Genomic DNA, 25,113 nt, shown 5'->3' with positions numbered 1-25,113 from the left:
ACAAACCTTAGCAAAGAATTAGCCCTAAAATTTCTCCCCTTATAACTGGAAAATTACGTTATAATAAAACTATGTTTCTTAGATTTAGTATCGAAATGTTCACCATCCTTTTGTAATAATTAGATATCTTTACAAAAAGAAAGCGATGTGTTGGAGATATGGTTATAATGAACAATATGCAAGAGAAATTTCACAATCTTTTTCAAAAGCACGGTGTTTTTATTAAAGTAAATAAGGATAGTAAAATTTTTTTAGAGGGCGAACGTGCGAAAGAAATTTATTATATAAAAACAGGAGCTATCTCGATTAGTCAGGAAACGGAGAATGGGAAGGAACTAACCATTCGTATTTGTGGTCCAGATAGTATTATTGGAGAAGGCTCATTATTTTGTAACCTTACGTATAATTCCATGACTGCTAAAGTATTAGAGCCCTCCAGTTTATATGTTCTAAGCCGTGAATCATTGGAACTTTTACTAGTGGAACAACCCGATTTAATGGTGGAATATATGAAGTGGTTACAAACAGAAAATTTAAAGCATCAAAGTCGTTTGCGCGATTTAGTTTTAAATGGTAAAAAGGGCGCTTTATTTTCAACACTCATCCGTCTTTCGAATACTTATGGTAATCCTTTAGAAAATGACACTATTTATATTGACTTACCGTTAACAAATACAGAAATCGCTAATTTATGTGCGACGAGTAGAGAGATGATTAATCGCATGCTTAATGACTTAAAGAAGCACAATATCATATCGTTCGAAAAAGGTTATATTACCATTCACGATCTACAATTTTTAAAGAATGAAATCGCCTGTGAGAATTGTCCGTTACAAATATGTCGTATCGATTAATACGCTACACGCAAAATCCCCGCTTATGAGCTATAAGCGGGGATTTCATATAATGGTCAAGGAAATCATTATGAATATTATAATCTTTAAATGAGGGGGATTTCCGTTCCAGGCTACTCGCTTTCCTGTGGGCGAGCGTCGAGCTGCTTCCTCCGCTGTTGTTGCTGTCGCTCCGCTTTCGCACAGAAAACATCCGCTCCGTGCAGGGTCTCGCCTGTCTCGCTTTCCCACGGGAGTCGAGTAGCCTTCCACTCCAATCAGCGTTAGCGTAGAACTTTTATAAATTTTATTTGTTTTCAAAAGTGAACGCTATGGCTACTCACCATAATCAAACAGAAGAAACTTATAACAGTAATGCTATTGTACACCTGATCTTGCTGACGCTTCACTTTCGCACAAAATACTTCTTGTTGCTGACACTTCACTTCCGTACAAAACACTTCTTGCTGAAGTTTCGTTTTATCGCTATAAATTAAAGTAACATGCCAGAAGATACATTCTAAGAGAAGTGGTTGATTGGAGTGGAGGCTGGGCGACTCCTTGGGGATCAGCGTCACAGATGAGACCCTGGAGCAAAGCGAAGCGGCTCATCGGACGCCCCCAGGAAGCTTTGCTCTGTGCGAAAGCGAAGCGTCAGCAATTGTTTTATCTGTGCGAAAGCGAAGCGTCAGCAATTGTTTTATCTGTGCGAAAGCGTAGCGACAGCAACAACAAAGTGCCCAGCCGGAACGGAAATCAACCCCTCGTTTTGCCGAAGAGCCATATTTTTATATGACACCTTAATTTGATTGGCACAATAGTTTTTCGACGCAAAAATCCCCGCTTACTGTTGCAAGCGAGGATTTTTATTGTGCATTAAGTGGACTTAGCGTACACCTAATGCCATTTTTGCATAGCGTGACATTTTATCTTTTGACCACGGTGGATTCCATACAATGTTGACATTTGTACTTTTTACCTCTGGAAGCTCACCTAATGCTGTGTTCACTTGATCAACAATCACAGGTCCCATTGGGCAGCCCATAGACGTTAGTGTCATTGTAACGGTTGCTACACCTTCTTCATCTAACTCTACATCATATACTAAACCTAAGTTGACGATATCAATACCAAGCTCAGGGTCAATTACATTTTCTAATGCACCGAACATGCTGTCTTTCATATCTTGATCCATTTGTATTTCTCCTTCCGTCACAGTGTTAACCTAATCATAGCAGATGCATCTTATTATGCCAAATGCTGTGCAAGCCATTCAGTTGCTGCTAACATACCGTCTCGTGACACAGCATGGCCCGCTCTTTTATTAGCTAAAAATTTTAAGTCTTCTGGATTTGTTTCATAATATTTGCGTAAAGTTAAATAAAAATTATACGTTTCATTAAAAGGAACGGTTTTATCTAATTCCCCATGCCAAAATAACACAGGTCGTCCTGCGAATTTTTCTGGTGTTAGACTTACATCATATTTAGCTAGAAGCTCATTCGTTTGTTGTACTTCTTCTTCGGACATTGGCCAATTCACACCGCTTTTAGCGAATTGCTGTAATTGATACTCTGCTAATTTAAGAAACCCTGGTGCACCCATGCATAATGCTGCTGTTTTAATCCAATCATAACGCTTTAAACAACCTGATGTTACAATTCCACCCATCGATGTACCAGCAATGCCAATGTTATCATTCACTAATAATTTTTTATTCTTTAATTCATTATATAATTGTTCAACTTCATGAATAGAATTTAAAACAATATCCCAAAAATGTAAGCTCATTTTCATCTCAGATAGGCCTTCACTACGGTCACCATGTAATTTTGCATCTGGTAATAGGACACGCACCCCGTTGCCTACTAATTGATATGCATAATGTAAGTTATGTTCTTTTGCACTCATAAAGCCATGTAAAAAAATCACTACTGGGGTTTTTTCATTCATATTTTCTGTATGTATATGTAATAATGGAATATTTACCCACGTTTCTTTCTCAACAATCATCTTTGTCACTCCCAACTTTTGTCTAATCCTTATGTTAGCAAACTTTTCTCCATGTGACAAAATTTTGACGAATGGTTTACAAAGCGATACTATTCAAATTATAGGAAAGGGGCAATAAGCTATGAAACCGCATTTAATCGTTTTAGATTTAGATGGTACGTTATTAACGGACCAACAACAAATTTCAGCCAACACTAAAAAAACATTATTGCAGGCAAAGGAACAAGGTCATCAAGTTATGATTGCTACAGGTCGTCCTTATCGTGCGAGTGATATATACTATCACGAGCTTGGCCTTACAACGCCCATCGTGAATTTTAATGGTGCCTACGTCCACAACCCAAAAAATGCTGCTTGGCAGACTATGCATACTCCTATTGATTTAGGCGTTGTGCATAATGTCGTCGAATCCATCAATAGCTATGAATATGAAAATATTATTGCGGAGGTTAAAGACGATATTTATGTGCATACAGAGGATGAACGGATATTAAATATTTTTAATATGGGGAATCCAAAAATTACTCTTGGGGATCTCTATACCCATTTACTTGATAACCCTACTAGTTTACTAATTCAAGCTAACGAAATAAATTCAATGATTATTCGCGATCATTTACAGGCTGTTCATGCAGAGGTCATTGAACATCGTCGCTGGGGTGCGCCACTTCACATTATTGAAATTGTTCGCCGCGGCTTAAATAAAGCAGTGGGAATCGCTCATGTAGCAAAAGATTTAGGTATCCCTCGCGAGCGTATTATTGCATTCGGTGATGAAGATAACGATTTAGAAATGATTGATTATGCCGGCATTGGTGTAGCTATGGGCAATGGCATTCCTTCGTTAAAAAATATTGCCAATGAAATTACGACAACCAATAATGACGATGGAATCGCTAAAATACTCATCGATCGCTTGAAATTATCCTAGTTAAGTAGTGATTTCAAAATAAATATCCCATTTTTTCAGTTTAACTTTATTCAGGTATACCCTTTATCCTTCAATGGGTACTTTTTGAATAAAATTAAAAATACATCACTATTCCTGGGTTGCAATTATAATGAAACTCGATATGATAATATATCTATATAACATTTATTTAGAAATATAGAGTGGAAAGTGAAAGCTCGACACTTGTTCACCTATTATGTAGTATAGGTATTTGAAAACTTCTCATATAGAGTTAAAAGAACGTTAAATTAGGGGGACAAATGATGAAAATTTTTACTGATAGTGGATGTGATTTACCAAAGTCTTACTACGAAGAAAACAATATTGAACTTCTTCCACTTCGAGTGCATTTGAACAATAATGAATATGATGATGTCATTTCGATTGATTCCAAAGAAATTTACGATGCTATTCGCCAAGGTGCTCGCCCAAAGACATCCCAAGTATCACCAGAGCTTTTTCTCAAGCATTTCGAAGATTTAGCGAAAAATGAAGAAGAAGGAATCTACATTGCCTTTTCTTCAGAATTATCAGGCACCTATAATACTGCGGTCATGATTCGCAATCAAGTACAGGAGCAATATCCATCCCTTAAATTAGCTATCATCGATTCAAAATGTGCTTCGCTAGGTTTTGGTCTAGTAGTAGTAGAAGCCGTTCGACTCCGAAATGCAGGTGCTTCATTAGAGGAAATCGAAGCAAAAATTACAGCACTTACCCCACAAATGGAGCACTTATTTACGGTAGAGGATTTAGATTACCTCGCTAAAGGTGGGCGTGTATCAAAGGCAAGCGCATTTCTTGGAGGGCTCCTAAGCATTAAACCTATTTTAAATGTAGAGGATGGTAAGCTTGTGCCGATTGAAAAATCTCGCGGACGCAAAAAAGCCATCGCTCGCATGTTAGATTTAATGCAGGAGCGCGGTGATAATTTTTCTGATAAAATTGTTGGTATTAGCCATAGTGATGATGCGAACTTTGCCAACGAAGTAAAGGCTTCTATCCAAGAAAAATTTTCACCAAGAGCCATTCAAGTAACAATGATCGGTTCAGCTGTCGGCTCACACGTAGGCCCAGGTACAATTGCCATCTTCTTTACGAATAAAAGCTATCAAGCTTAACAAAACCCCCTCCGCACTTAAAAGTGTTGAGGGGGTTTAGCATTTTAACCTTATGAACTGCCCGTAAAATCAATGAGGGATGAAAAACTCCCTCTATTTTAGAGCATCTTGTTCATTACGTCTTACTTTACCTCGTCTAATAATAGCAACTACAAATCCTATGAATATTACCCATACTAATCCTAGTGCTACCATATAAGATACATTTAAACCTTCATCATTTCTAACTTGATAAATCTCTACCATTTCACGATCTAAAATAACCGGATAAACGTCTTTTTCATTAATACGAACTTTTTCTTGATGTAAAATACCATTAAGCATTTTACCTTCACCAAGCTGAGCAGGTGTTAAATCAACGCGTTGTGTTTTACTAGTATTGTTAACCATGATGACCCATTTCTCTTTATCGGATGTACGTGTAAATACAAGTAGGCCATTTTCATTTGTAATAACTTCAAAATCACCGTTGCGTAATGTCTCAGATTTATTACGTAAAGATTGAACATTTTTAATATAATCGATCAATTCTTCATCTGTTTTAAAGTTGAAAATTTGGTGCGTATCTGGCTTTGTTTCCCCGTTCATCGCAATTTCTGTACCATATTGCACAACTGGAATTCCCGGCATCATAAATAAAGCACCCATCGCCATTTTCAAACGCGTTGGTGGGAACATATTTTCTGCTGCAGAATCAAATGTAAAACGACGCGTTTCTAGCGAATCAACCATAATCTGAGTTGGTTTCTCACCTGTAAAAGGTTCCATCAACTTAGAAGAATCCATATCAACATTTTTAAAGATATTACGGTAAATATCAGCCGTAGCCGGTGAAATGCTTGCATCGAAATTTGCGTCACTTTCTTCATTAGAAATCACATAGAGCGATTTTTTCGTATCTTTTAATGCCTTAATCACTGCATTAATAAATTCTGTATCGGCACCAGCAATATTTGTTAAACGCACCGCACCAACATCATATGTAGAAACAAAATCTGTTGCTGATTTAATAAGTGCTTCTTGTACATCTTTGTTTGTTAAGTCCCACTGTACTTGTCCATTATTTGTTGAGGCAATCCAATCCTTTTTCGCTGGATCTTGTGCCCACTCATGATTCGGACTTACGTTGTTTAGTGGGAAATCAACCATGATCGATACATTTTTAGCTTTATAGGCCTCAATGACACTTTGAAACTCCTCAGATGTCCCAAAATGACGCTCAATTGTAGAGTAGCTCGTCGGCATCGATCCATCATATTTTTCAGTGGCAAAAATCGGACCAATAGAAACGATTGTAAAGCCCATCTCTCCGATAAATTTTAGTTTATCCTGTAAACCTGCAAAATCGCCTCCTGCAAACTTAGTAGGGTCTTTCGTATTTGTATCAAAATCGTTAGTGCCCGAACCATTAAAGAAACGGTCAACGAGTAAATCATAGATGCTTTCTTCTGCAATCGTTCTTGTCGACGCTTCATCAGCATGTGCAACTGGTGTTGCACTCACTAATGAAGTTGCTAGTAAGAGCGATGCAGCTGTCGCACTCATCCACTTCTTAAATTTCACTTTTATTCCCTCTCTTTCAAACCAATCCATCGTCATTTTACCAAATAAAATAGTCACGTCGCTATCATTTCAAAATATTTTCCGAAAATGCAAAATTAATTACGGCAAAAAGGTGTCAACTTCTCCTTTAAATACATTCGGCTGCTTGATCAGGGGAGCCGATCAGTTTTTCAAGCAACCTAAGCGATTGCATCTTCCCCCCCAAATAAAAAGCCGTGAAGCGAAAACTTCACGACCTTTCCAAATAATTATGCTAAGAAATCTTGCCCCATTGGTAATTTGAAGCCTAGGAACAATGTAATCAATAAGAATACTGCAAATAAAATCCAAAACATGCCAGTTGGTTTATTTTTCTTTTTACGGACTAATACCATTTCCATCATACCAATAACTAAAATACCGCCTAGGAATTTAAAGCCGTAGAGCATACCCATATTAAAATCCATACCTTTAATGAATAGTGCCCCACCAGTAATGATAATTAAAATGTAGAATAAACGTAATGTCATATGTAAGCCTTTTGACTGCTTGCCCATTAATGCTGCAATTAAAAAGATTACGATTGCAACTACCCAAGTAGTAATATGCAAATGCGTTTGGCTAGTTAAGAAACTCATTATTGTCCCACCTCATATTCTTTTTTCTATCAAACTCTATCCTACCATGTGTTGGAAAGGGTTTCAAACATTACAATAGTGTTCATATAATATACATCAATTACGCCACGGTATAATTGCCGCTGACGCTTTGCTTTCGCGCAGAAAACATTTGCCGCTGACGCTTTGCTTTCGCGCAGAAAACATTTGCCGCTGTCGCGCAGATAAACAATGCGTCCGGAATCGGCTTTGTGCTTAGACCTGCATGAGGGCCGACATGATGGGGTCATTTCGGTAATGCCACAGGACGTGGCGTTCTTAGACTTTGGACACCCGCTGAAAGAAGTTAAAAATCCGCGGAGGTAAACTCACGCGGATTTGAAAAAATTATTCAAAATGATTCACTAAAGTACCGATGCCTTGAATGGACACTTTCACTGTATCACCAGCTTTTAAGAATTGTGGCGGATTCAAGCCTTTACCAACACCCGCTGGAGTACCCGTTAAAATAACATCACCTGGCTCTAATGTTACATGCTGAGATAAAATCGATACTAATGATTCTACAGTGAACATCATATCTTTTGTTGAGCCGTTTTGACGTACTTCATCATTCACTTTTGTTACCACTGTTAAATCTTGTGGATTCGGAATTTCATCTTTTGTTACAAGGTAAGGTCCAAGTGGACAAGTTCCTTCCAAGCTTTTTCCTAAGAAGAATTGCTTATGTTTTTCTTGTAAATCACGAGCTGTTAGATCATTGGCAATCGTGTAGCCAAATACATAATCGTATGCTAAGTTTTTCGGAATATTTTTACCGCGTTTACCAATGACAACAGCTAATTCGCCTTCATAATCCATTTTAGATGAAAGATCGGCATGGATAGATATTGTTTGGCCATCAGCAGCAATAGCAGTCGGAGATTTTGTAAATACCATTAAATCTGTTGGAGCTGCCTCTGCACCCATTTCTTTAGCATGTTCATCATAGTTTTTCCCAATACACATAATGTTTTTTGGTGTACGTGGAATCGGTGATAACCACTCGATCGCTGTAAATTCACGTTTGAAGCTATTAGCGCGATCTGATTTTTCAGCGGCTTCTACTAATTTACGAATCTGTTCAACAAAATCAAAGCCTAGAGCAATGCCATCTACAATTGAACTTGAAAAAGAAGGGAGAACTTGAAGTTCATTTTGAATAGCGAGTACATCCCATACCGCTTCTTCTTTTTTTACTTTTGGTCCAAAGCTTACATGTCCACCTAATTTAAACGATAAAATTTTCATGATTTTCAGAGCTCCTTCTTTTTTTTACATAATACAACAAAATTATAGAAATTGCCTTACTTTTACGAAAACTATTTTTATTCCTATTAAGTCGTGGGCTCATCACCATAACGTGGGTTGATTTTCGTTCCGGATGGGCGCTTTCCTAGGGGCGTCCGATGAGCCGCTTCACTCGCGTTGCTCGCTCCAGGGTCTCATCTGTGACGCTGATCCCCAAGAAGTCGCCCATCCTCCACTACAATCAACTAACATACGTTTTAACAAATGCTATCCCAACTTTTGATAATGAGCCAAATCACGATTAATTATTCTTATAATACAAGACGTATTCATTAACTATATGTTGCCGGCACGCTGAAAACAATTAAATTGCTTTCGTTTTCGCCTTATAAGTTAACTTGCGCCATAAAGCCTCTAACGGACCTTGTTGCCATTTCGCTAGCCAAATTTCTGCCACAACCATTTGTACAATAATAATGCTGACGGCAATTAGCACGCCTGTTGCGACGCTTACTTTGCCATACCAGCCAAATCCAAATTGATAAAATAGACATGTTCCAATAATCGATTGAAGGATGTACATCGTTAGCGACATACGCCCTATTTTCGCAAAAGGACTAAGCAATTTTGGTACAACTGGAAGTAAACAAAGTAAAACAATAAGCCCAGTATAGCCTACTGCTAAAATTGGACCACCTATGTATACTTTTAAGTAGTCTAATAAATACGTACGCGTAAACATGATCGGTGAGCTTTTAATAAAAATACCAATTGCTAACCCAGTTATTGCTAGTGCCAGCCATAGCCATTTGAGTTCCTTCGCTCGTTCTACTAAACGCCATTTAGACGCTGCGGCACCGATTAACATAAATGGTAGAATTGTAAATAATGCCACAAACCACATGCCAATCCCTGCCTGAACAGATAAATCGGTTAAGCGTTGCATAAATGCATCAATCCAACTCCCTGTTCCATAAGCAGTGATTGCCTGCTCTACCGAAGTAATATCTAAATACTCATCAATTTTCGTATTAAAATTAATATATCCTACTATAAATAACATAAAAGCTTGCATGGCACCGCTAATCATAATGCCGATTGACAATAACCAAAATGGATGTAGACGTAGTAATAGCACTAAAAAAATGCCGCAAAATGCATACATCATCAAAATGTCGCCCCACCAAATGAGCACAGCATGTAGCAAACCAAATACAAATAATACAGAAAGTCTTCGCAGCCCTATCGCATAAAAATTTTGTTCACGACTTTGTGCTTTCTGCCATTGCATAGCGAGTCCATAGCCAAATAACATGGCAAACAGTGGATAAAAGCTACTTTGTACATAAATATCTAAATTTTGATGCCACACCATATCTGACGGTGTTGTAAACCATGATGCCAAATCAATATAGGGCATTGGCAAATAAAAGGCAAACATATTAACGAGTAAAATGCCTAGTAAGCTAATACCACGTAAAATATCTAATGTTGCGATGCGTTCCTGCAACATTGTCGGTTTTAACTCCACAAAATAGCCTCCTCTATGTATATGGGAAAACAGGACTCTCTAACATTCATTCCCTTATCTGAAAACTATATCAGATAGCCCTGTTTTCACCGCGTTCACTTATGCTTGTAAAGCCCGTTCAATATCAAATAAATATAGAACCTTATCACTCACTTTAATTTGAAGGATAGATTCAATCGCCTCACTATAAACTCTGAGCTGGACACCATATCGATTTAAGAGTTCCTTCGTTAGCGCTGGCTCCTCAGCAAAATGTGATTGGATACGATCTGTCTTATAATCAAGCAAGATCCATTCACCATTTTCATCCTCAAATAAGCAATCAATAATACCTTGAACAATTTGAGCGTCACCATCTTCATCTACTCTACTAATCGTAAATGGCAGCTCTCTCCGAATTGTTTTTGCATTTTTAAAGCGTTGTCCAATGTCTGTCGTAAAGAAGTTATATATTTTTTTCCATGGAACAACCTTCCCCTCAGACTCGGTCAGAAGCTGCCTTGCCACTAAATTAGCGACAAACTCCTTAACCTCCTGTACATTCGTAAAGCCGTTTTGAGGTACATGCTGCATAACTGTGTGGACAGCTGTTCCTATTTCTGCACCTGTCAGCTGTTTGTCCTGTAAAAAGGTTGGACGGGGCGCAATGGTTGTTGTTTTTTGCTTTGAAGGTGCTGAAAAGTAATATTCAGGCTCCTCCTGCCGCTGTAGATTTTCTAAACGCTTAATTTCACTAACAGATGTTTTGGAGCGTTTTTGTGTTGATTTTTGAAATGCATACTGTGCTTGAAAGCGCATCGTAATTTCCGACAGTAAAGATTCATCCTCTGGCGTTTCTAGCAATTGCTGTACCTCATCCTCCAACGCCTGTATGTCATACGCATAATGACTTGTTTCAATTGCACGTACCCACCAATGCGATACATCTTCAGGTGCCTTATAGGAGGAGTTAGCAATTGAAGCAAAATCTGCATGTCTAGCAACTGCAGGTCCAAGCCAATCAAAGTAGCTATTAGCTCTCGCGCGTAAATACTCCTGTAGTGGAACATCCACCGGCAAATTTTGTGCATCCTGCCAGTTATCAAGCGTTTTACTCCAATTTTTCACGGAGCCTACTAAAATAAGTCGCTCCTTCGCACGTGTCATTGCTACGTATAATACACGCATTTCCTCAGCACGCATTTCAAGCTCCTTTTTCTCCTTCAGAGCTAAAAATGGTAGGGATGTATACGTAATACGGTTTTCGGGATCAATTGCCTTCACTGCAAGGCCAAAATCTTGATCGAATAAATACGAATTGTGGAAATCCATTTTATTAAACGGTCTCCCCATCCCTGCAGCAAAGACAACAGGGTATTCCAAGCCTTTTGAAGAGTGGATAGTTACAAGTCGGACAACATCATCCTTTTCTCCAATCGATTTTGCTGTTCCTAAATCATCTCCACGCGTACGCATGCGATCAATAAAACGTAAAAAACGAAATAGTCCTCGAAAGGCTGTTTTCTCATACATTAAAGCACGGTCATGTAAAATACGTAAGTTGGCCTGACGCTGCTTACCATTTGGCATCGCCCCTACCATCTCATAATAATGCGTGTCTAAATAAATTTTCCAAATTAAATCTGACAGTGAACCTCGTCGTGCTAAATCTCGCCAGTTTTCAAATGCTAGCATAAATCGTTGAAGCTTCACAAAAGTGTCAGATTGCACACCATGTCCATCACTTCGAATAAATTGCCTTAATGCATCATAGAATGGCGCTTTTGTATCTGCTAGCCGTATTTTTGCTAGCTCATTTTCTGTTAAGCCAACAAATGGAGCGCGTAGCACCGAGGCTAAAGGAATATCCTGATATGGATTATCGACAACCTTTAATACATTCAGCATAATCATGACTTCAATCGCATCAAAATACCCTTTGGAGGACTCCGCATAGAGAGGGATTCCCGCAAGCTTAAATTCCTCTACTAAATCTGTTGACCATGTCATTGAACGCATTAAAATCACAATATCACTATATTTTAATGGACGTTCTGTCTTCGTTTTTGTATCGAATACGGTTGTCCCATCCTCCATCATCTGCCGAATACGTTCAATGATAAAACGTGCCTCATACTGTGATTTTTTTAATTCCTCTAATTCCGAGGCGTCGCTTGCACTATCTTCTGTCTCTTCGTCCAGCGCCTCTTCTTGAGGAGGATGCATGATGACTAGCTCTACCGGAACTTCTTTATCATCGTATGGTGCTGCTGGCTTTAGTGAAGCATTTTCATCATAAAGAATTTCTCCGACCCGCTCACCCATAATTTGTGCAAATACATAGTTTGTAGCGTTCAACACTTCTTTTCGACTACGGAAGTTAGCGTTTAAATCTATACGCATTCCCGTTAAATCTGGGTCCTCTAGAAACTCACTATACTTTCGCATAAAAAGCTTCGGTTCTGCTAAACGGAAACGGTAGATGCTTTGTTTTACATCCCCAACCATAAAAAGATTTCCCTCTTGCTCACTACCTGTTTTCACAAGCTGCAATATTGTTTCTTGTAGCATATTTGTATCTTGGTATTCGTCAACAAGTACTTCTTTAAAACGTTGTTTCAAATCTAGAGCAACAGGTGAAGATTGTAGCTCGCCTTCGACTTCTACTGTTAAAATTTGCAATGCGAAATGCTCTAAATCCGAGAAATCAATAATTCCTCGTTCTAATTTTGCCATGCGGAACTGTTCACTAAAAACATTTGTCAATTCGACTAATGTTCCTATCGTCGGACCCATTAATCGTATCTCTTCAAGCAAGCGTGCAGGAGTCCGAATGAAAAAAGTCTCTTTCAGCTTGTTCACAATTTTTTTAGCTGCTTCACGTTTTTTCTTGGCAAGCTCTTGTAGCTCCACATCCACTAAAGCATCCTTTGATACACGCTTTAACGTTGACCATTTCACCATACCAAAATAATCAAAGAGTTCCTGCCACGTTCCTTCACGACTAATGCGAATGCCTTCCTGAATCATGGCAAAATCCATTTCTGCGGTTTCAGCATATGGTGCAGGTCCCTCGGGCTGTAGCGTAATGGCACGCATTTCAGAAATTAATACGAATGCCTCCTCAAGACTATGCTTGACTGTTAACTTCACATATTTCGACAGCTCTAAATCATCAATGGTTACGTCCGCTGCTAAGTCATATGTCTCTGGTAGACTACGAAGCCATTTTTGAGGCTCTGCATGAACACGAGACGTATCATAAAGCTTGCTTATTAATGTTTCGATAGCCTGATCATCACGATCCGACGTAAAGCTATCAACAAGACGGTAGATTGCTTGAACCTGAGCCTCATCCTCAGAATCGTAAGCATCTTCTAATACTTCTGCTAATATATCGTCCCTTAACAACGCAACCTCTGCCTCATTCGCTATACGAAAGCCTGGGTCAATATCTAACATATAGGCATACTGCTTAACAATGGCTAAACAGAAGGAATGCAGCGTTGAAATTTGTGCTTTATTGACTAGGCTTAGCTGGCGTCGCAAATGGTTGGAAGTTGGATTTTCTGCAATAGCCTTTTCAAGTGCCTCCGCCATACGGTGACGCATCTCAGCAGCGGATGCATTGGTAAATGTTACGACAAGTAACTCGTCCACATTGATGGGATTCTCTATCGCAACTACCTTTTCAATCATGCGATTAATAAGCACTGCCGTTTTACCAGAGCCTGCCGCAGCCGATACAAGTGTATCCTGACCGCTTGCATAGATGGCCTTCCACTGGTCGTCAGTCCACGTCACTTGCGCTGGCTTTTCGGGTATTTTTTGTACCAACTTACTTCATCTCCTTCCGAATTTTCTCAACGATATCATTCGGTTTTGCTTGCTGTAACTGACGATAACCTTGCTTGCCATCAGATGGATCAAATTGACAAACAGCTGTAAATTGACAGTAGTCACATGCTGTTTTTGTTTTAAGTTTATAAGGACTAATGGAGGTATCCCCTGCTAAAATTCCATTACCAGCCTCTTGATGCTTGCGCCGCACAAAATGCTGTAGATTTTTCATATCATTAACAGGTACAATACGTGACTGAGATTCTGATGGTGTCCCGTCTTTCTTCATATAGACAGGAATAATTTTTGAATGCCCGCTCGATTCCTCTAATTGCTCGTCCATCGATAAAATCGACTCTGCATTTTCGGACAAGAGACCTTTCATTTTGTATTGTTTTAAACGGTCTTCCTCAATTTCGCTGTCGCTTAAATCCTTATCAAGCTTTAGCATTGGATTGTGGACATGTACATAAAGAACCCCGGCTGGCTCCGCCTCACCCGGTAGCCAATAAGAAGAATTTTCCATAGCCACATCTAAATACGTTAGTACCTGCAGAGACAATCCGTGGTAAACCTCATTCAAATCTAAATCACGAGCTGATGATTTATAATCGACGATCCGTAAATAAGAGCGGTCATCAATAGACGCACTATCCACCCTATCAATACGACCTCGCATAAACATTTTCTTACCATCTGTTAAATCAATTTCAAGTGGTGGTAACTGTTCATTTTGTCCCGGTCCAAATGATGCCTCAATGGCAATTGGTTTAAAGTGAGATACATTCGCATGCTGCGTAAGTGCCGTCATTGTTCGCTCGACAATACGAATAAGCTTGCGTTGAATGTAGCGATAACGTGCGCTTGACAGTAAGATTTGATGTGAAAATACCGGCACGATTTGCTCAACGGCTTGTCGTGCTAATTGTTTAATTTGCTGCTTTGTTAAACGTATCCATGATAGTTGCAGACGGTGTGTCTCCTCAGTAATCCATTTCAATGCCTCATGGAATAAATCGCCCATTGCAAATGTTTCTAGTCTGTACTCTGCCCGCTCTTCAAGATGAAGCCCATACGTTGTAAAATGCGAAAACGGGCAACGGAAATATTTCTCAATACGAGACACACTAGATGTTAGCTTTTGGCCATATAATTCCTGAGTGATGTAGTTTTCTAATGGCTCTGCCTCATTTTTATGCGTAATTGGATATAAAACTCGTTCATAAATAAGTGCCCAATAAGGGTCCTGTTTATAAAATTTTTGTAAAGCGAGCCACTCTGGCGCAAGCTCGCGGCTGTGTTCAGCTTGGCGTTTTTGCACCATTAAATGCGCTAAAGCTGTACGTGGATGGCGTAAATACGGTAAAGCACTTTCATCCAGTAGTTCAATTGGATCAATGACAACTCGCTCGACCTTGACACCACTCAAAAGGCCAGCCGTTTTATCATTGCCGATAATTTTCTTTATATAGAGTGAAGACAGTAGCGCCTTGCCCTCTTCATCTGCCGTTGGATAGGACATATATAATTTATCGGATGGCGTCGTTAAAGCACGATATAGCAAGAAATTTTCCTGCAGTAAACGATTTTTAGATGTTGGAGCAAGCTCATAACCAATTTGACCAAACCATTCACGTTCGGTATCTGACAGCAATCCCTCATAATCCATACGAGTTGGATAGACTCCATCATTCATCCCTAAAACAAATGCGACTTTTATATTCGATAAACGAGCTAAATCAACTGTCGCTACCATGACCTCATCTAATGTAGGCGGGATACGCGAAAATTCTAATGTATCAAAGCCCTCATCTAAAATTTTCGCCGCTTCTTCCACGGTCATCTCTTGCTCACCAAACATATAAACAAATTGATCGAGCACTGCAATCCATTCTTTCCAAGCCTGGTCATGTTCACTTGCAGCTAATGCATCTCCTCGATCAAGTTCACGGTCTTTCATTGCTTGAAGCTTTTCATAAACATTTAAACGCTCAATCAACTCAAATAAAGCTGTCGCTACATCTCTACCTGTTGTCGCCACTTCCAGCTTGTCCTGTAATGATTTAAGCGGCTGACGAATTTCGTCACGAATGGCCTCGATTTCTGCCTGCATGGCACGTTCTTCGTCTGTTTGCACGCGTGAATGAAATTCAAGTCCACGATACTTTTTGAAAAACCATCGAGCTTCCTCAAACCAACGCTCGCCAAAGACGCCTTGGGCTAAACAGTAGTTTTCTAAACGATCCGCACGCTCTCGCCAAACATTTAGCTCAGCATGTAACGGGAAAAATAGATCTGTTTTTACACTACGAAAAACTGGTTCGTATTTCCAATTAGAAGTAATAACCTCTAAAGCAGATCGACTAAGTTCAATTAAAGGATGATGTAGCATCGTCTTTTTCGTATTTGCAAAAATAGGAATTTCATATTGCTGGAAAATTGTTGAAATAAGCGGGTCATAGACTTCTGCTTGTCTATAAAGAAGTACTATATCTTGATAACGATACCCCTTCTCTCTTGTCAGCCTTGTTATTTCCCGGGCAATGGCATGTATCTCTGCACGTCGATTTGATGCTTCAAGTACCTTTACATCACCTGATGTTTCTTCCGTTTGAGGCACCATATCAGCAAAGTGATTTTCCATATGCTGTAAATCACCAGATTGAAAACGATGCGTATTGTAGAAGTGCAATGGTGCTGCTACTTCAATGCCTTCTTCATATGCAATATCGTGTAAACGTTGGTTCGTTGAAGCGGCTTCATGAAATAAAGACTGCTCATCATAAACTTCTTCGATATGATCAAAGGGAAGAACTACCGTTACCTGTTTTGTCACCTTCAATAACTCTTTTACAAGCTCTAATTCTCTTACAGTAAATGCTGTAAAACCATCTATATAAATCGACGCCTGCTTCATCGTCTCAGAGTATTTTAGTTGCTCGGTTAAAATCGGATAATACCCCTCACTATCGACATACGTTGTGCCAAGGCGTTCCTCCAAAACTTGTAAAACTACTTGTAAATCATTCGTCTTTGCTTGCAATGTATTAGGCGCATCAATGGCCTGCAAAGACGCTGACACTTCAGCTAGCACCGAACTATTTACACTATAACGACTAAACTCTCGTAATAGCGTTTCAATTTCCTCCGTAAAGCCTCTTTTCCCAGCTGCTTGTCGAAATAATGAAAACTCACTTTTTTGTTCCTCTAAAAGTTTGCGGATAAGCATTCGATAGCCATAGCCATTTACTTCTTTTCGAGCAATACCACCCGTTTCCTGTAATACTAGCCATGCTAATCGTTTAAATGTCATGACCTGCGCACGGATTAAGCCATGCAAGCCATGCTTATTCGTAAGCTCATACTCCGTTGAATAAGACATTTGGTCAGGCACAATCACAAAAATTGGATGACCTAACGGATCTGATTTTAGTTGCTCGACAATCTCTTGATGAATAAACGTTGATTTACCCGTTCCTGAACGTCCTGATACAATACGCAATGTCATGTACTTTTCTCCTCCTGTTAATAATCTATTTAAAAAAATGTTAGTCGTATAAATATCTTGGGCTTTGCTACTCAGCATGGGCGGCTATTTCTTAGATCTGATCACTTTGCTGGTCTACCTGAGCAGTTTTCTCATTGACCCGATCACTTTGCGACCCCACCTGAGCGATTTTCTCATTGACCCGAGCGTCTCGCTACTCTAACTGTGCATTTTAATGTTTTATCTAAGCGCTGCTCCACGTTACTCGAGCATTGCATTGCCTTACCTTTATGAATGAAGATAAAAAAATCCCTTCTCTCATTTTACATGATAAAAGGGGTAAGATGTGCATATTCAACTTTCAACGTTGATGATTTTTCGTTAATTTTCGCGCATGTTTTAAGTCTCTTTCTACACGTGCGTTTAATCGTTTCTCTATAAACTTGCCGATCCACCAAAGCAAGACAATCGCAACAGCCGCAATAATCAGTCTTACAGGGCTTGTTAGGAGCGACTTCAAATCGTAACCAAGTACGCTCATTCCTAAAATCATAACGAACTTCCCAGCCAATAACACCACAAAATAATACTTTTTATGAATATGGGATAGCCCCGCTACAATGTTTACAATGATTGAGGGTGTAAAAGGAAAACAAAGTAACACGAATAGAGGACTAATACCATTCATATCTACCCATTTAATTAGCTTCTCTACTTTTTTACTGCCTGTTACAAATCGAAGCTTTCGATGCTTGCCAAAATGTCGGACAAGTAAAAATACTGCATATGAACCAGCTACAGATCCTAGCCAGGATAATAAAAAACCTAACCATAAACCAAATGCGGTCGCATTGGCGACAACGAAAACGACCAAAGGTAAAAATGGAAAAAACGCCTCTATAAACGTTAATAATAAACCAATGACCGGGCCAAGCGTTCGATATTGTGCCGCAATATGCTCAATATTGTCTACAGTAAACCATTCACTCAAAATCGACACCTCTATTTATATTGCAAAATTAAATGTAAAACCGTTAACTTTTCCGAAGTATTTTTATACTCATGCGGCTGATGTCCTGAGAATACTAGTGTATCCCCTTCTTCTAGTAATTCATGCATCTCCCCAGCAGAAATAATGGCCTGCCCTTGGATTACAGTCACAGTTTCCTCTACCCCTTCTGTGTGGGCTTCACTTCTACTGAAAGCACCGGGCTCCATTTCAACCCTATAAAGTTCCCAGCCACGATCTGGATTATAAGGAATAATGGAATACACACGATATCGCCCCTCATCTTCATCTACACGTGGCGCATCCTTACTACTATATTTCATGAAGTGTGCTGTTGGTGATTGTAATAACGAAGAAAATGAAGTACGCATTCCCGCAGCAATTTTCCAAATCGTTGATACTGTAGGATTTGCCTCCCCTTTTTCAATTTGTGCAAGTTGCGCTTTACTTACCCCTGTAGCTTTGGCAACATCGTCTAAGCTTAAATGACGTTGTTGCCGGATCTTTTTTAATTGAAATGCTAAATTTCGACTCATTTGCTCCATTTTTATTCACCAATTTCTATTGTTTATTTTATCAGACATATGTATACTTTAATAAACACCAAGAACAATCAGACTATTCCATCATTAGTATACATGGAAATTTTTAAGAAAGGACGATTTATTTATGACAAGTACAACCGATTTTCAAAATGAAACAGCAAACACGCCAGACGATAGCTTTTTACAAGGCGTTAAAGATTGTGTTCCCACTTTACTTGGTTATATTAGTATAGGACTCGCTTTCGGTGTTGTAGGTTCCGCTTCAGGACTATCTGTACTCGAAATTGCGCTTTTAACTATACTCATCTATGCAGGCTCCGCACAATTTATCTTTTGTGCACTTCTTTTAACGAATAGCCCTGCTTCTGCTATTATTATAACCATTTTTGTTGTAAATCTACGCCATTTATTAATGAGTTTAACAGTAGCTCCTCATTTCACACATTATTCCATGCTAAGAAATGTTGGTTTCGGCACACTATTGACGGACGAAACATTTGGTGTAGCTGTTACAAAGCAAATGCAAACCGGTAAGCTACATGGCAAATGGATGGATGGGCTGAATATAACGGCTTACTCATTTTGGATTCTTTCTTGTGTAGCTGGCGCATATTTAGGTCAATGGGTAGCAAACCCCGAAAAATGGGGTTTAGATTTCGCATTGATTGCTATGTTTGTGGCACTTCTTGTTCTCCAGCTTAGCAGTATAGGCAAAGGTAAAATCATACATTATCTTATGTTAATCGGCTATATGGTTGTCATTATGTATGGTCTTTCTTATATTGTACCTTCGCATGTAGCTGTTCTTCTTTCAACAGTTATTGTAGCAACTATAGGGGTGGTGACAGATAAATGACGACAACTGCTACTATGGTATGGCTCATCATTGGCTGTGCACTTGTAACCTGGCTACCACGTGTTATTCCTTTTATATTCGTCCGAAATGTGCAGCTACCAGAGGTTGTATTAAAATGGCTAAGCTTTATCCCAGTTTGTATTTTGAGTGCTCTTGTCATCGAAAACTTATTGGATACTGACAACGGAAAAATTGTTACACTCAATTGGCCTGTATTTATTACATTTGTGCCAACGCTTATGATTGCACTTGTTACCAAAAGCTTATCCATTACAGTTGTAGCAGGGGTTATCATTATGGCAGCCGTAAGATTTTTCATGTAAAAAGGTCAGTCTTAAAAGTGAGAAAGCTATCACTTTGGACTGACCTTTTATATTAATTAAAATCACCTTTGTTTTTTTTCATTTTACTTGCTAGCCAAAAGCCTACTGTTAACGAAAATGCATCGATTACGAATAGAGTAGGTGGCGAAGTATGACCTGCATAGACAGAGGCCGCAATAAGCGCAATTGCCAATATTAATGCAACATACCGATTATACGTAATTCTAGTAAACAATAATACGAGTAATGCTGGTAAAAATAACGCTAACATCATTTTCCCGAAAACATCCATCATATATCCCTCGGCTCAGCTAGTAATAATCCAATACGATAATGATCATTGATATATATAACATGCTGTGTTAAGCGTATTTCATTGTTACGATCTACTACTTCTAGACGACAATGAGCAGCATTTAATTGCAAAGCCTCGTATAAATCATTTTCAGTAAAAATGGCTTGACCGTTTACTTTCCGAATACATTCCCCTGCCAGTAAGCCCATTTTTTCAGCTGGTGAATCAGGTAAGACTGCCGCAATAATAGCGCCCTTTGAACTTGGTGCAACCGCATAAATGTCCGTTTTATCTTGCAGTGCATAGTAGATTGAAATAATGATACGAATCACTACACCAATTGCCAACGTGATAAAGCCGATGAATGGCTCCAAGGCAGCTGCGAGTCCACCAATTAAAATGAACTGTCCTAGTATTAGCACGGATCGGCCGATTTTAGCCAATCTCAATGCCGGTAATTCTTTTCTAGTAAGCTTTGAAAAGCCTATAACAAGTGGAGATAGTACAAGTGCAAAGGAACTCTCTCCTAATGTAAATTGTGGCCAATATGGAAAATCAACCGGAATAACATTACCAGGTATTACAAAGAAAATTGGCAATACCCATACATTTCTTGAACGATAGACAATTGCCTGCATACCCCGCTTCGTCTTTTCAACTCGCGGTGTCGTTACCTTCATTGCTGTTCGACGAATTAACATGCCCTCAGCAATTACACATAGACCTGCTAAAATCGTAATCGTTATAATGGAACCATCTAATAAATTTACACCTTCTAAAGAGACTTTCCACCAAGAAAATGTCCAATTGTATTGATACATCAACCCTATTGCTAACGTCGCAATCCCCATCGTATAAATAGGTGAAAGTGCATTAATGAAGAACAATACTAGTGCCAACGCAGAAATAGCGATTAAAATCATTAAAAAAGCTTTAGGCACTGTTAAACCTAAACCAACACTTATTAGTGAAATGAGAAGGGCATTTAGCCAACCATATTTCCATTGACCAATTAGCTCTGTCCAACCCCAAATAATACGTCTATTAAAAAATTTACGCTCCTGCTTTACACGACTATAACCTAATAAAATCGCAAATAAAATTGCGATATACATTAATGGGTTGATTAAAAAGCGGCCAATCGCTGTTACAATTTCTATTAATATATCACTAACCATACGAACACCCGCCGTTTCTATCTTGAATACTATGATTTTATTGTATCAAACGTCTACACTCTTGCGTAGTACAATCTAGTAGAAAGCTTTCTATTCTTATTTTTTTATCGTATTCAGCGGATGTCACAGATTAAATTTAACGTTGCAGGCGTGTTATTTACCATTTTTATACACTTAGAAGACGCTAATTTCCGCTACGGGTGTAGCATTGTAAAAAAGGAGGATTTTTTAGAATAGAGTATATTACATAAAACAAAGGATAAGGGCGGGTTTTGAACATAGCGATTATCAATGCTTATCATTTGATGAAGCTATAGAAACAGTTTCATTACCTGAAAATGAAGAAGTTCTTAAGTCTATCGAAAAACATTTTGTAATACGAAAACCTCCAGCGTTTTACGTGTTGGAGATTAAAGTTTTTTATTTAACTGAAGATGCAGGTTAGGAAATTGTAAATATTTAAAACAAATGAATGAATAATATATGTTAATATAGTTATTAATTACATAAATATGGATTGAATAATTTACAGGAGTATATTTATGAAAATAGTAGAAAAGTATGAAAAAGTGATAATCGACGACTTTGAATTTTATGGTCAAATTGAACAAGAAAAATATTGTTCTAAATGCAAGTTTAATTTAGTATATTACGATGATTTTGATACTTATTTTTGCCCTAAATGTAATAGTTGGACTGAATCAAAATGTAGTGACCCTAATTGCAAATATTGCCCTAACCGACCAGAAAAACCTTTAACTCACAAAAAAGTATCAAAAAATGTTAATGGAGATAGATTTTATGAATTCTAATTATAAATGTTTTATTGATATTTGTTTCAGTGGTGGAGATATTCGATTTGACGTTTCGAGTGACACACAGTTATTTAGTTTTAAATCAGGTATAGGTTTTGTAGCAATCCCACACTTTTTCTCAACTCTTTCCTCTCTATATAAGGGAGAAATCAGTGAGGCAAAATTGGATTGTCACGGAAACTATGATTACTATATATTTTCCAGTGGTGGTACAAACCTTTTTATTGAACATATAAGCCATTGTCCAGATGGTATATTTAAATATCAATTTAAGCTGAAAGAGTATATCGAAGCTATTTATACAGAATTTCTAAAATATCTGCAACAACTTGAAAAGGAAGGAATATTACCTTTAAAAACTCAAGGCATTGCCCATCCATTAGGTGATGATGTATTAAATGTTTTTTATGATTTTTCATCACTTATAAGCCGTTAATTTTATAAAACTATTTACGTTGTTCAACTAGCGGGTGCTTTACTTCAAGACGGGATTCCACAGAGATCCCATCTTTTCTTATTCAACTCCCATGAAAGAACTTAATCATCTTTCATTTTCTGTGGTGAAGAGCTGATTTTTGCGCTTCATGGATGGCTAACGGGGCAGATTATTTCAACAAGAAACACTGAATTACGCTAACTAGTAATCTAACAAAAGCCTCATTTTCTCATATATAAAATCTTCTTCAAAAGGTTTAACGATGTAAAATGTAGAATTACTATTAAAAACATTTTGTTTGGAGGGAAGCTATGCCTAACTTATCAGGGAAGGTTATTCTCATCACAGGCGCAAGCTCAGGTATTGGGCTTGCCACGGCCGAGTTGATGGCATCTAAAGGGGCTAAAGTAATTATTAATTATAATTCAAATGTAAAGGGTGCCATGGAAGCCGTCCAACGTATTCAAGAAAAAGATGGAGACGCCATTGCAATTCAAGCTGATGTTATTAATAAAGAAGAAGTAAACTCAATGGTTGAACAAGCTATTTCTTCATTTGGCACAATTGACGTTTTAGTTAATAACGCTGGTGGTGGCATCCGCCAAAGTACATTTATGGATATGAGTGAAGAGCTATGGGAAGAAACGTTTAAATTAAATGTAAATAGTGTTCTCTTATGCTCCCAAGCTGTATTAAGACATATGATTCCGAAAAAAGGCGGAAAAATTATTAATGTATCTTCAGCGGCTGCACGTATTGGAGGGGCAGGAGAAAGTATTCATTACGCATCTGCTAAAGGGGCGATAAATACTATGACGATTGGAATGTCCAGAGAGCTAATTGAATATGGAATTATCGTGAATGGGGTAGCACCTGGAATGGTAGAAACACCTTTTCACGATAAATTTGCTCCTGGCGATAATCGACTTGAGCGTATGGCTGCATCTGTACCTATTAAACGGGCTGCAACCCCTATGGAAATAGCAGAGGTAATTGCCTTCCTTTCTTCCGATGCTTCAAATTATATCCTTGGAGAAATTATGAATGTTAGTGGTGGGAGATAATTAAAAAGCAGGAATTTTATTAGCAATTTTTAGTTCGTAAGTAGATGTCTATTACATCTTCTATCCTTTACGTTTTTCGTACAATACATTTTATTGAACTCCCATGAAAGAACTTAATCATCTTTCATTTTCTGTGGTGAAGAGCTGATTTTTGCGCTTCATGGATGGCTAACGAGGTAATTTACTTGAAGAACAATGAGTTGCATGTGTAGCTCTTTTTTTCTTATTGAACTAACGTTGCAGTTTAGTTTAATAAGAAGGAGATAATTTCCTTATATCGAATATTCTATATAAGAATAGGAAATATTTCGAGATGAGGTGTTCGATTGAATAGGATAAGAACTGAAACAGAAAGATTAGTTATTCGATTAATAGAAGAGGGAGATTATTCTTCTTGGCTTACCCAATATGAAAATCGTTTACCTTCTCAACATAAATACGATGAAGGTAAATTAGATATGAGCATCTGTACGAAAGAATGGTTTCGTGATTTAGTTACTAAACATCATCAGATGGCTGAGGATGACAAGGTATATGTATTTGGAGTGTTTAGAGAAGTAGATAATACTCATATTGGCTTTATAGACTTTTCGACAATTATGAGGGAAGAATTTCAATGGGCCAGGTTCGGATATACAATTCATAACCACTTTTGGAGACAAGGTTATGGTAAAGAGGCTGTAAAAGCAGCCATTGATCTAGCGTTTGAAAAATCAAATTATCATCGAATAGAAGCTCACATAAACCTTGATAATATAGCATCTATAAAGTTAGCAGAAGGTGTTGGAATGGTTTATGAATCCACGAGGAAAGGATTCATATACGAGGACGACAAATGGACTGATCAACTAGTATACTTTATAAACGCAAAGTAAGCTCTTATTAAGTAGACAAGAATGATGATGTTTCTGGTACACACTCTCTTAAGAAGAAAAAGTCATTTTTCTGATATAAAAAAGTTATTGCAACGAATGGTTAGGAAATTTAAAATCTATCTTTGTTCATGTGCGTTCTTTTCATTTATTATAAAAATGACTTTAAGAATTACTTTTAATCAAACTTTATTCTAAACGAACAATTTTTCGGGTCCTGCATCTTCATCAACTGGCGCTCGATATTTTGCTCCTTCGTCTATGGCTTTTACGATAAGATTCCTCATTTCTCAACCTCTGCTGGATAGTTGGCAGGAACCATAACCATTTTTATAGTATTATTTGGGTTAACTTACTAAAAAATCGCAAATAAAAAAGCCGAGAAATAAATCCTCGACCTAAATTATTTTGCCTAGCGACGTCCTACTCTCACAGGGGGAAGCCCCCAACTACCATCGGCGCTAAAGAGCTTAACTTCCGTGTTCGGTATGGGAACGGGTGTGACCTCTTTGCCA

At 38.2% G+C, this 25,113-nt stretch carries 21 protein-coding genes and 1 rRNA gene; 9 read left to right on the top strand and 13 right to left on the bottom strand.

The genetic code is table 11. From position 1 onward, the window contains the following. The first annotated feature begins 167 nt into the window (after window positions 1-167). A complete protein-coding gene (locus tag ABH968_RS15190) occupies window positions 168-854 on the top strand; it encodes a Crp/Fnr family transcriptional regulator (RefSeq protein WP_370045198.1) in 687 nt (228 codons plus the stop codon). 865 nt (window positions 855-1,719) lie between these two features. On the opposite strand, the gene ABH968_RS15185 is transcribed toward ABH968_RS15190, so the two are convergent. Next, window positions 1,720-2,028 carry a metal-sulfur cluster assembly factor gene (locus tag ABH968_RS15185; protein WP_053596309.1) on the bottom strand — a complete coding sequence of 103 codons (309 nt, stop codon included), beginning with the start codon at window positions 2,026-2,028 and terminating at the stop codon, window positions 1,720-1,722. Between the two features lie 53 nt (window positions 2,029-2,081). Next, window positions 2,082-2,846, bottom strand: coding sequence for a prolyl oligopeptidase family serine peptidase (locus ABH968_RS15180; RefSeq protein ID WP_370045196.1), 765 nt, complete (start codon window positions 2,844-2,846; stop codon window positions 2,082-2,084). 121 nt (window positions 2,847-2,967) lie between these two features. Between ABH968_RS15180 and ABH968_RS15175 the strand changes: the two genes are divergently transcribed. Both ABH968_RS15175 and ABH968_RS15170 read left to right on the top strand, forming a co-directional pair. Continuing rightward, the gene (locus tag ABH968_RS15175; RefSeq protein ID WP_370045194.1) at window positions 2,968-3,777 is read left to right on the top strand and encodes a Cof-type HAD-IIB family hydrolase; all 810 of its coding nucleotides are present in this window, start codon (window positions 2,968-2,970) and stop codon (window positions 3,775-3,777) included. Window positions 3,778-4,061: 284 nt separating this feature from the next. Then, on the top strand, window positions 4,062-4,919 hold the full coding sequence (locus ABH968_RS15170) for a DegV family protein (RefSeq protein ID WP_370045192.1): 858 nt from the start codon (window positions 4,062-4,064) through the stop codon (window positions 4,917-4,919). 93 nt (window positions 4,920-5,012) lie between these two features. Here ABH968_RS15170 and ABH968_RS15165 read toward each other — a convergent pair whose 3' ends face one another. The 8 genes from ABH968_RS15165 to ABH968_RS15130 all read right to left on the bottom strand — a co-directional run bounded on the left by ABH968_RS15165 (window position 5,013) and on the right by ABH968_RS15130 (window position 18,759). After that, a complete protein-coding gene (locus tag ABH968_RS15165) occupies window positions 5,013-6,482 on the bottom strand; it encodes an alpha-amylase family glycosyl hydrolase (RefSeq protein WP_370045190.1) in 1,470 nt (489 codons plus the stop codon). Window positions 6,483-6,730: 248 nt separating this feature from the next. After that, the gene (locus ABH968_RS15160) at window positions 6,731-7,099 is read right to left on the bottom strand and encodes a YisL family protein (RefSeq protein WP_370045189.1); all 369 of its coding nucleotides are present in this window, start codon (window positions 7,097-7,099) and stop codon (window positions 6,731-6,733) included. Window positions 7,100-7,465: 366 nt separating this feature from the next. Further along, a complete protein-coding gene (locus ABH968_RS15155) occupies window positions 7,466-8,368 on the bottom strand; it encodes a fumarylacetoacetate hydrolase family protein (protein WP_370045188.1) in 903 nt (300 codons plus the stop codon). A 364-nt stretch (window positions 8,369-8,732) separates the two neighbouring features. Beyond that, window positions 8,733-9,899, bottom strand: coding sequence for a DUF418 domain-containing protein (locus ABH968_RS15150; protein ID WP_370045186.1), 1,167 nt, complete (start codon window positions 9,897-9,899; stop codon window positions 8,733-8,735). 99 nt (window positions 9,900-9,998) lie between these two features. Beyond that, window positions 9,999-13,715, bottom strand: coding sequence for a helicase-exonuclease AddAB subunit AddA (gene addA, locus ABH968_RS15145; protein WP_370045184.1), 3,717 nt, complete (start codon window positions 13,713-13,715; stop codon window positions 9,999-10,001). A 1-nt stretch (window position 13,716) separates the two neighbouring features. After that, entirely contained in the window at window positions 13,717-17,226 is a 3,510-nt protein-coding gene (gene addB, locus ABH968_RS15140) for a helicase-exonuclease AddAB subunit AddB (RefSeq protein WP_370045182.1), read from the bottom strand. 340 nt (window positions 17,227-17,566) lie between these two features. Further along, entirely contained in the window at window positions 17,567-18,196 is a 630-nt protein-coding gene (locus ABH968_RS15135; RefSeq protein ID WP_370045180.1) for a TVP38/TMEM64 family protein, read from the bottom strand. A gap of 11 nt (window positions 18,197-18,207) precedes the next feature. Then, on the bottom strand, window positions 18,208-18,759 hold the full coding sequence (locus ABH968_RS15130; protein ID WP_370045178.1) for a helix-turn-helix domain-containing protein: 552 nt from the start codon (window positions 18,757-18,759) through the stop codon (window positions 18,208-18,210). 124 nt (window positions 18,760-18,883) lie between these two features. On the opposite strand from ABH968_RS15130, the gene ABH968_RS15125 reads away from it, so the two are divergent. Continuing rightward, entirely contained in the window at window positions 18,884-19,615 is a 732-nt protein-coding gene (locus tag ABH968_RS15125) for an AzlC family ABC transporter permease (RefSeq protein WP_370045176.1), read from the top strand. After that, window positions 19,612-19,938 carry an AzlD domain-containing protein gene (locus ABH968_RS15120; RefSeq protein WP_053483613.1) on the top strand — a complete coding sequence of 109 codons (327 nt, stop codon included), beginning with the start codon at window positions 19,612-19,614 and terminating at the stop codon, window positions 19,936-19,938. Before ABH968_RS15125 ends, ABH968_RS15120 begins: the two co-directional genes overlap by 4 nt. Before the next feature lie 52 nt (window positions 19,939-19,990). Here the strand turns inward: ABH968_RS15120 and ABH968_RS15115 are convergent, their stop codons facing one another. Beyond that, a complete protein-coding gene (locus ABH968_RS15115; RefSeq protein WP_370045343.1) occupies window positions 19,991-20,230 on the bottom strand; it encodes a DUF2198 family protein in 240 nt (79 codons plus the stop codon). Continuing rightward, on the bottom strand, window positions 20,230-21,411 hold the full coding sequence (locus ABH968_RS15110; protein ID WP_370045174.1) for a PDZ domain-containing protein: 1,182 nt from the start codon (window positions 21,409-21,411) through the stop codon (window positions 20,230-20,232). Before ABH968_RS15110 ends, ABH968_RS15115 begins: the two co-directional genes overlap by 1 nt. A gap of 542 nt (window positions 21,412-21,953) precedes the next feature. Here ABH968_RS15110 and ABH968_RS15105 point away from each other — a divergent pair. The 4 genes from ABH968_RS15105 (at window position 21,954) to ABH968_RS15090 (ending at window position 24,601) form a co-directional block, all read left to right on the top strand. Further along, a complete protein-coding gene (locus tag ABH968_RS15105; RefSeq protein WP_370045172.1) occupies window positions 21,954-22,223 on the top strand; it encodes a hypothetical protein in 270 nt (89 codons plus the stop codon). Further along, window positions 22,213-22,662: a hypothetical protein gene (locus ABH968_RS15100; protein WP_370045170.1), complete on the top strand. Its 450-nt coding sequence runs from the start codon at window positions 22,213-22,215 to the stop codon at window positions 22,660-22,662. The genes ABH968_RS15105 and ABH968_RS15100 overlap by 11 nt, the downstream gene beginning before the upstream one ends. 311 nt (window positions 22,663-22,973) lie before the next feature. After that, complete coding sequence (locus ABH968_RS15095; protein ID WP_370045168.1) at window positions 22,974-23,726, top strand: SDR family NAD(P)-dependent oxidoreductase; 753 nt, start codon at window positions 22,974-22,976, stop codon at window positions 23,724-23,726. 326 nt (window positions 23,727-24,052) lie between these two features. Then, window positions 24,053-24,601: a GNAT family N-acetyltransferase gene (locus tag ABH968_RS15090; RefSeq protein ID WP_370045166.1), complete on the top strand. Its 549-nt coding sequence runs from the start codon at window positions 24,053-24,055 to the stop codon at window positions 24,599-24,601. A 407-nt stretch (window positions 24,602-25,008) separates the two neighbouring features. Here ABH968_RS15090 and rrf read toward each other — a convergent pair. After that, window positions 25,009-25,113, bottom strand: a 5S ribosomal RNA gene (gene rrf, locus ABH968_RS15085); the annotation flags it as partial.

Origin of the sequence: Lysinibacillus sp. RC79, from assembly GCF_041262405.1 — a bacterium.
GTDB lineage: Bacteria > Bacillota > Bacilli > Bacillales_A > Planococcaceae > Lysinibacillus.
This window is presented reverse-complemented; position numbering and strand designations above follow the sequence as displayed.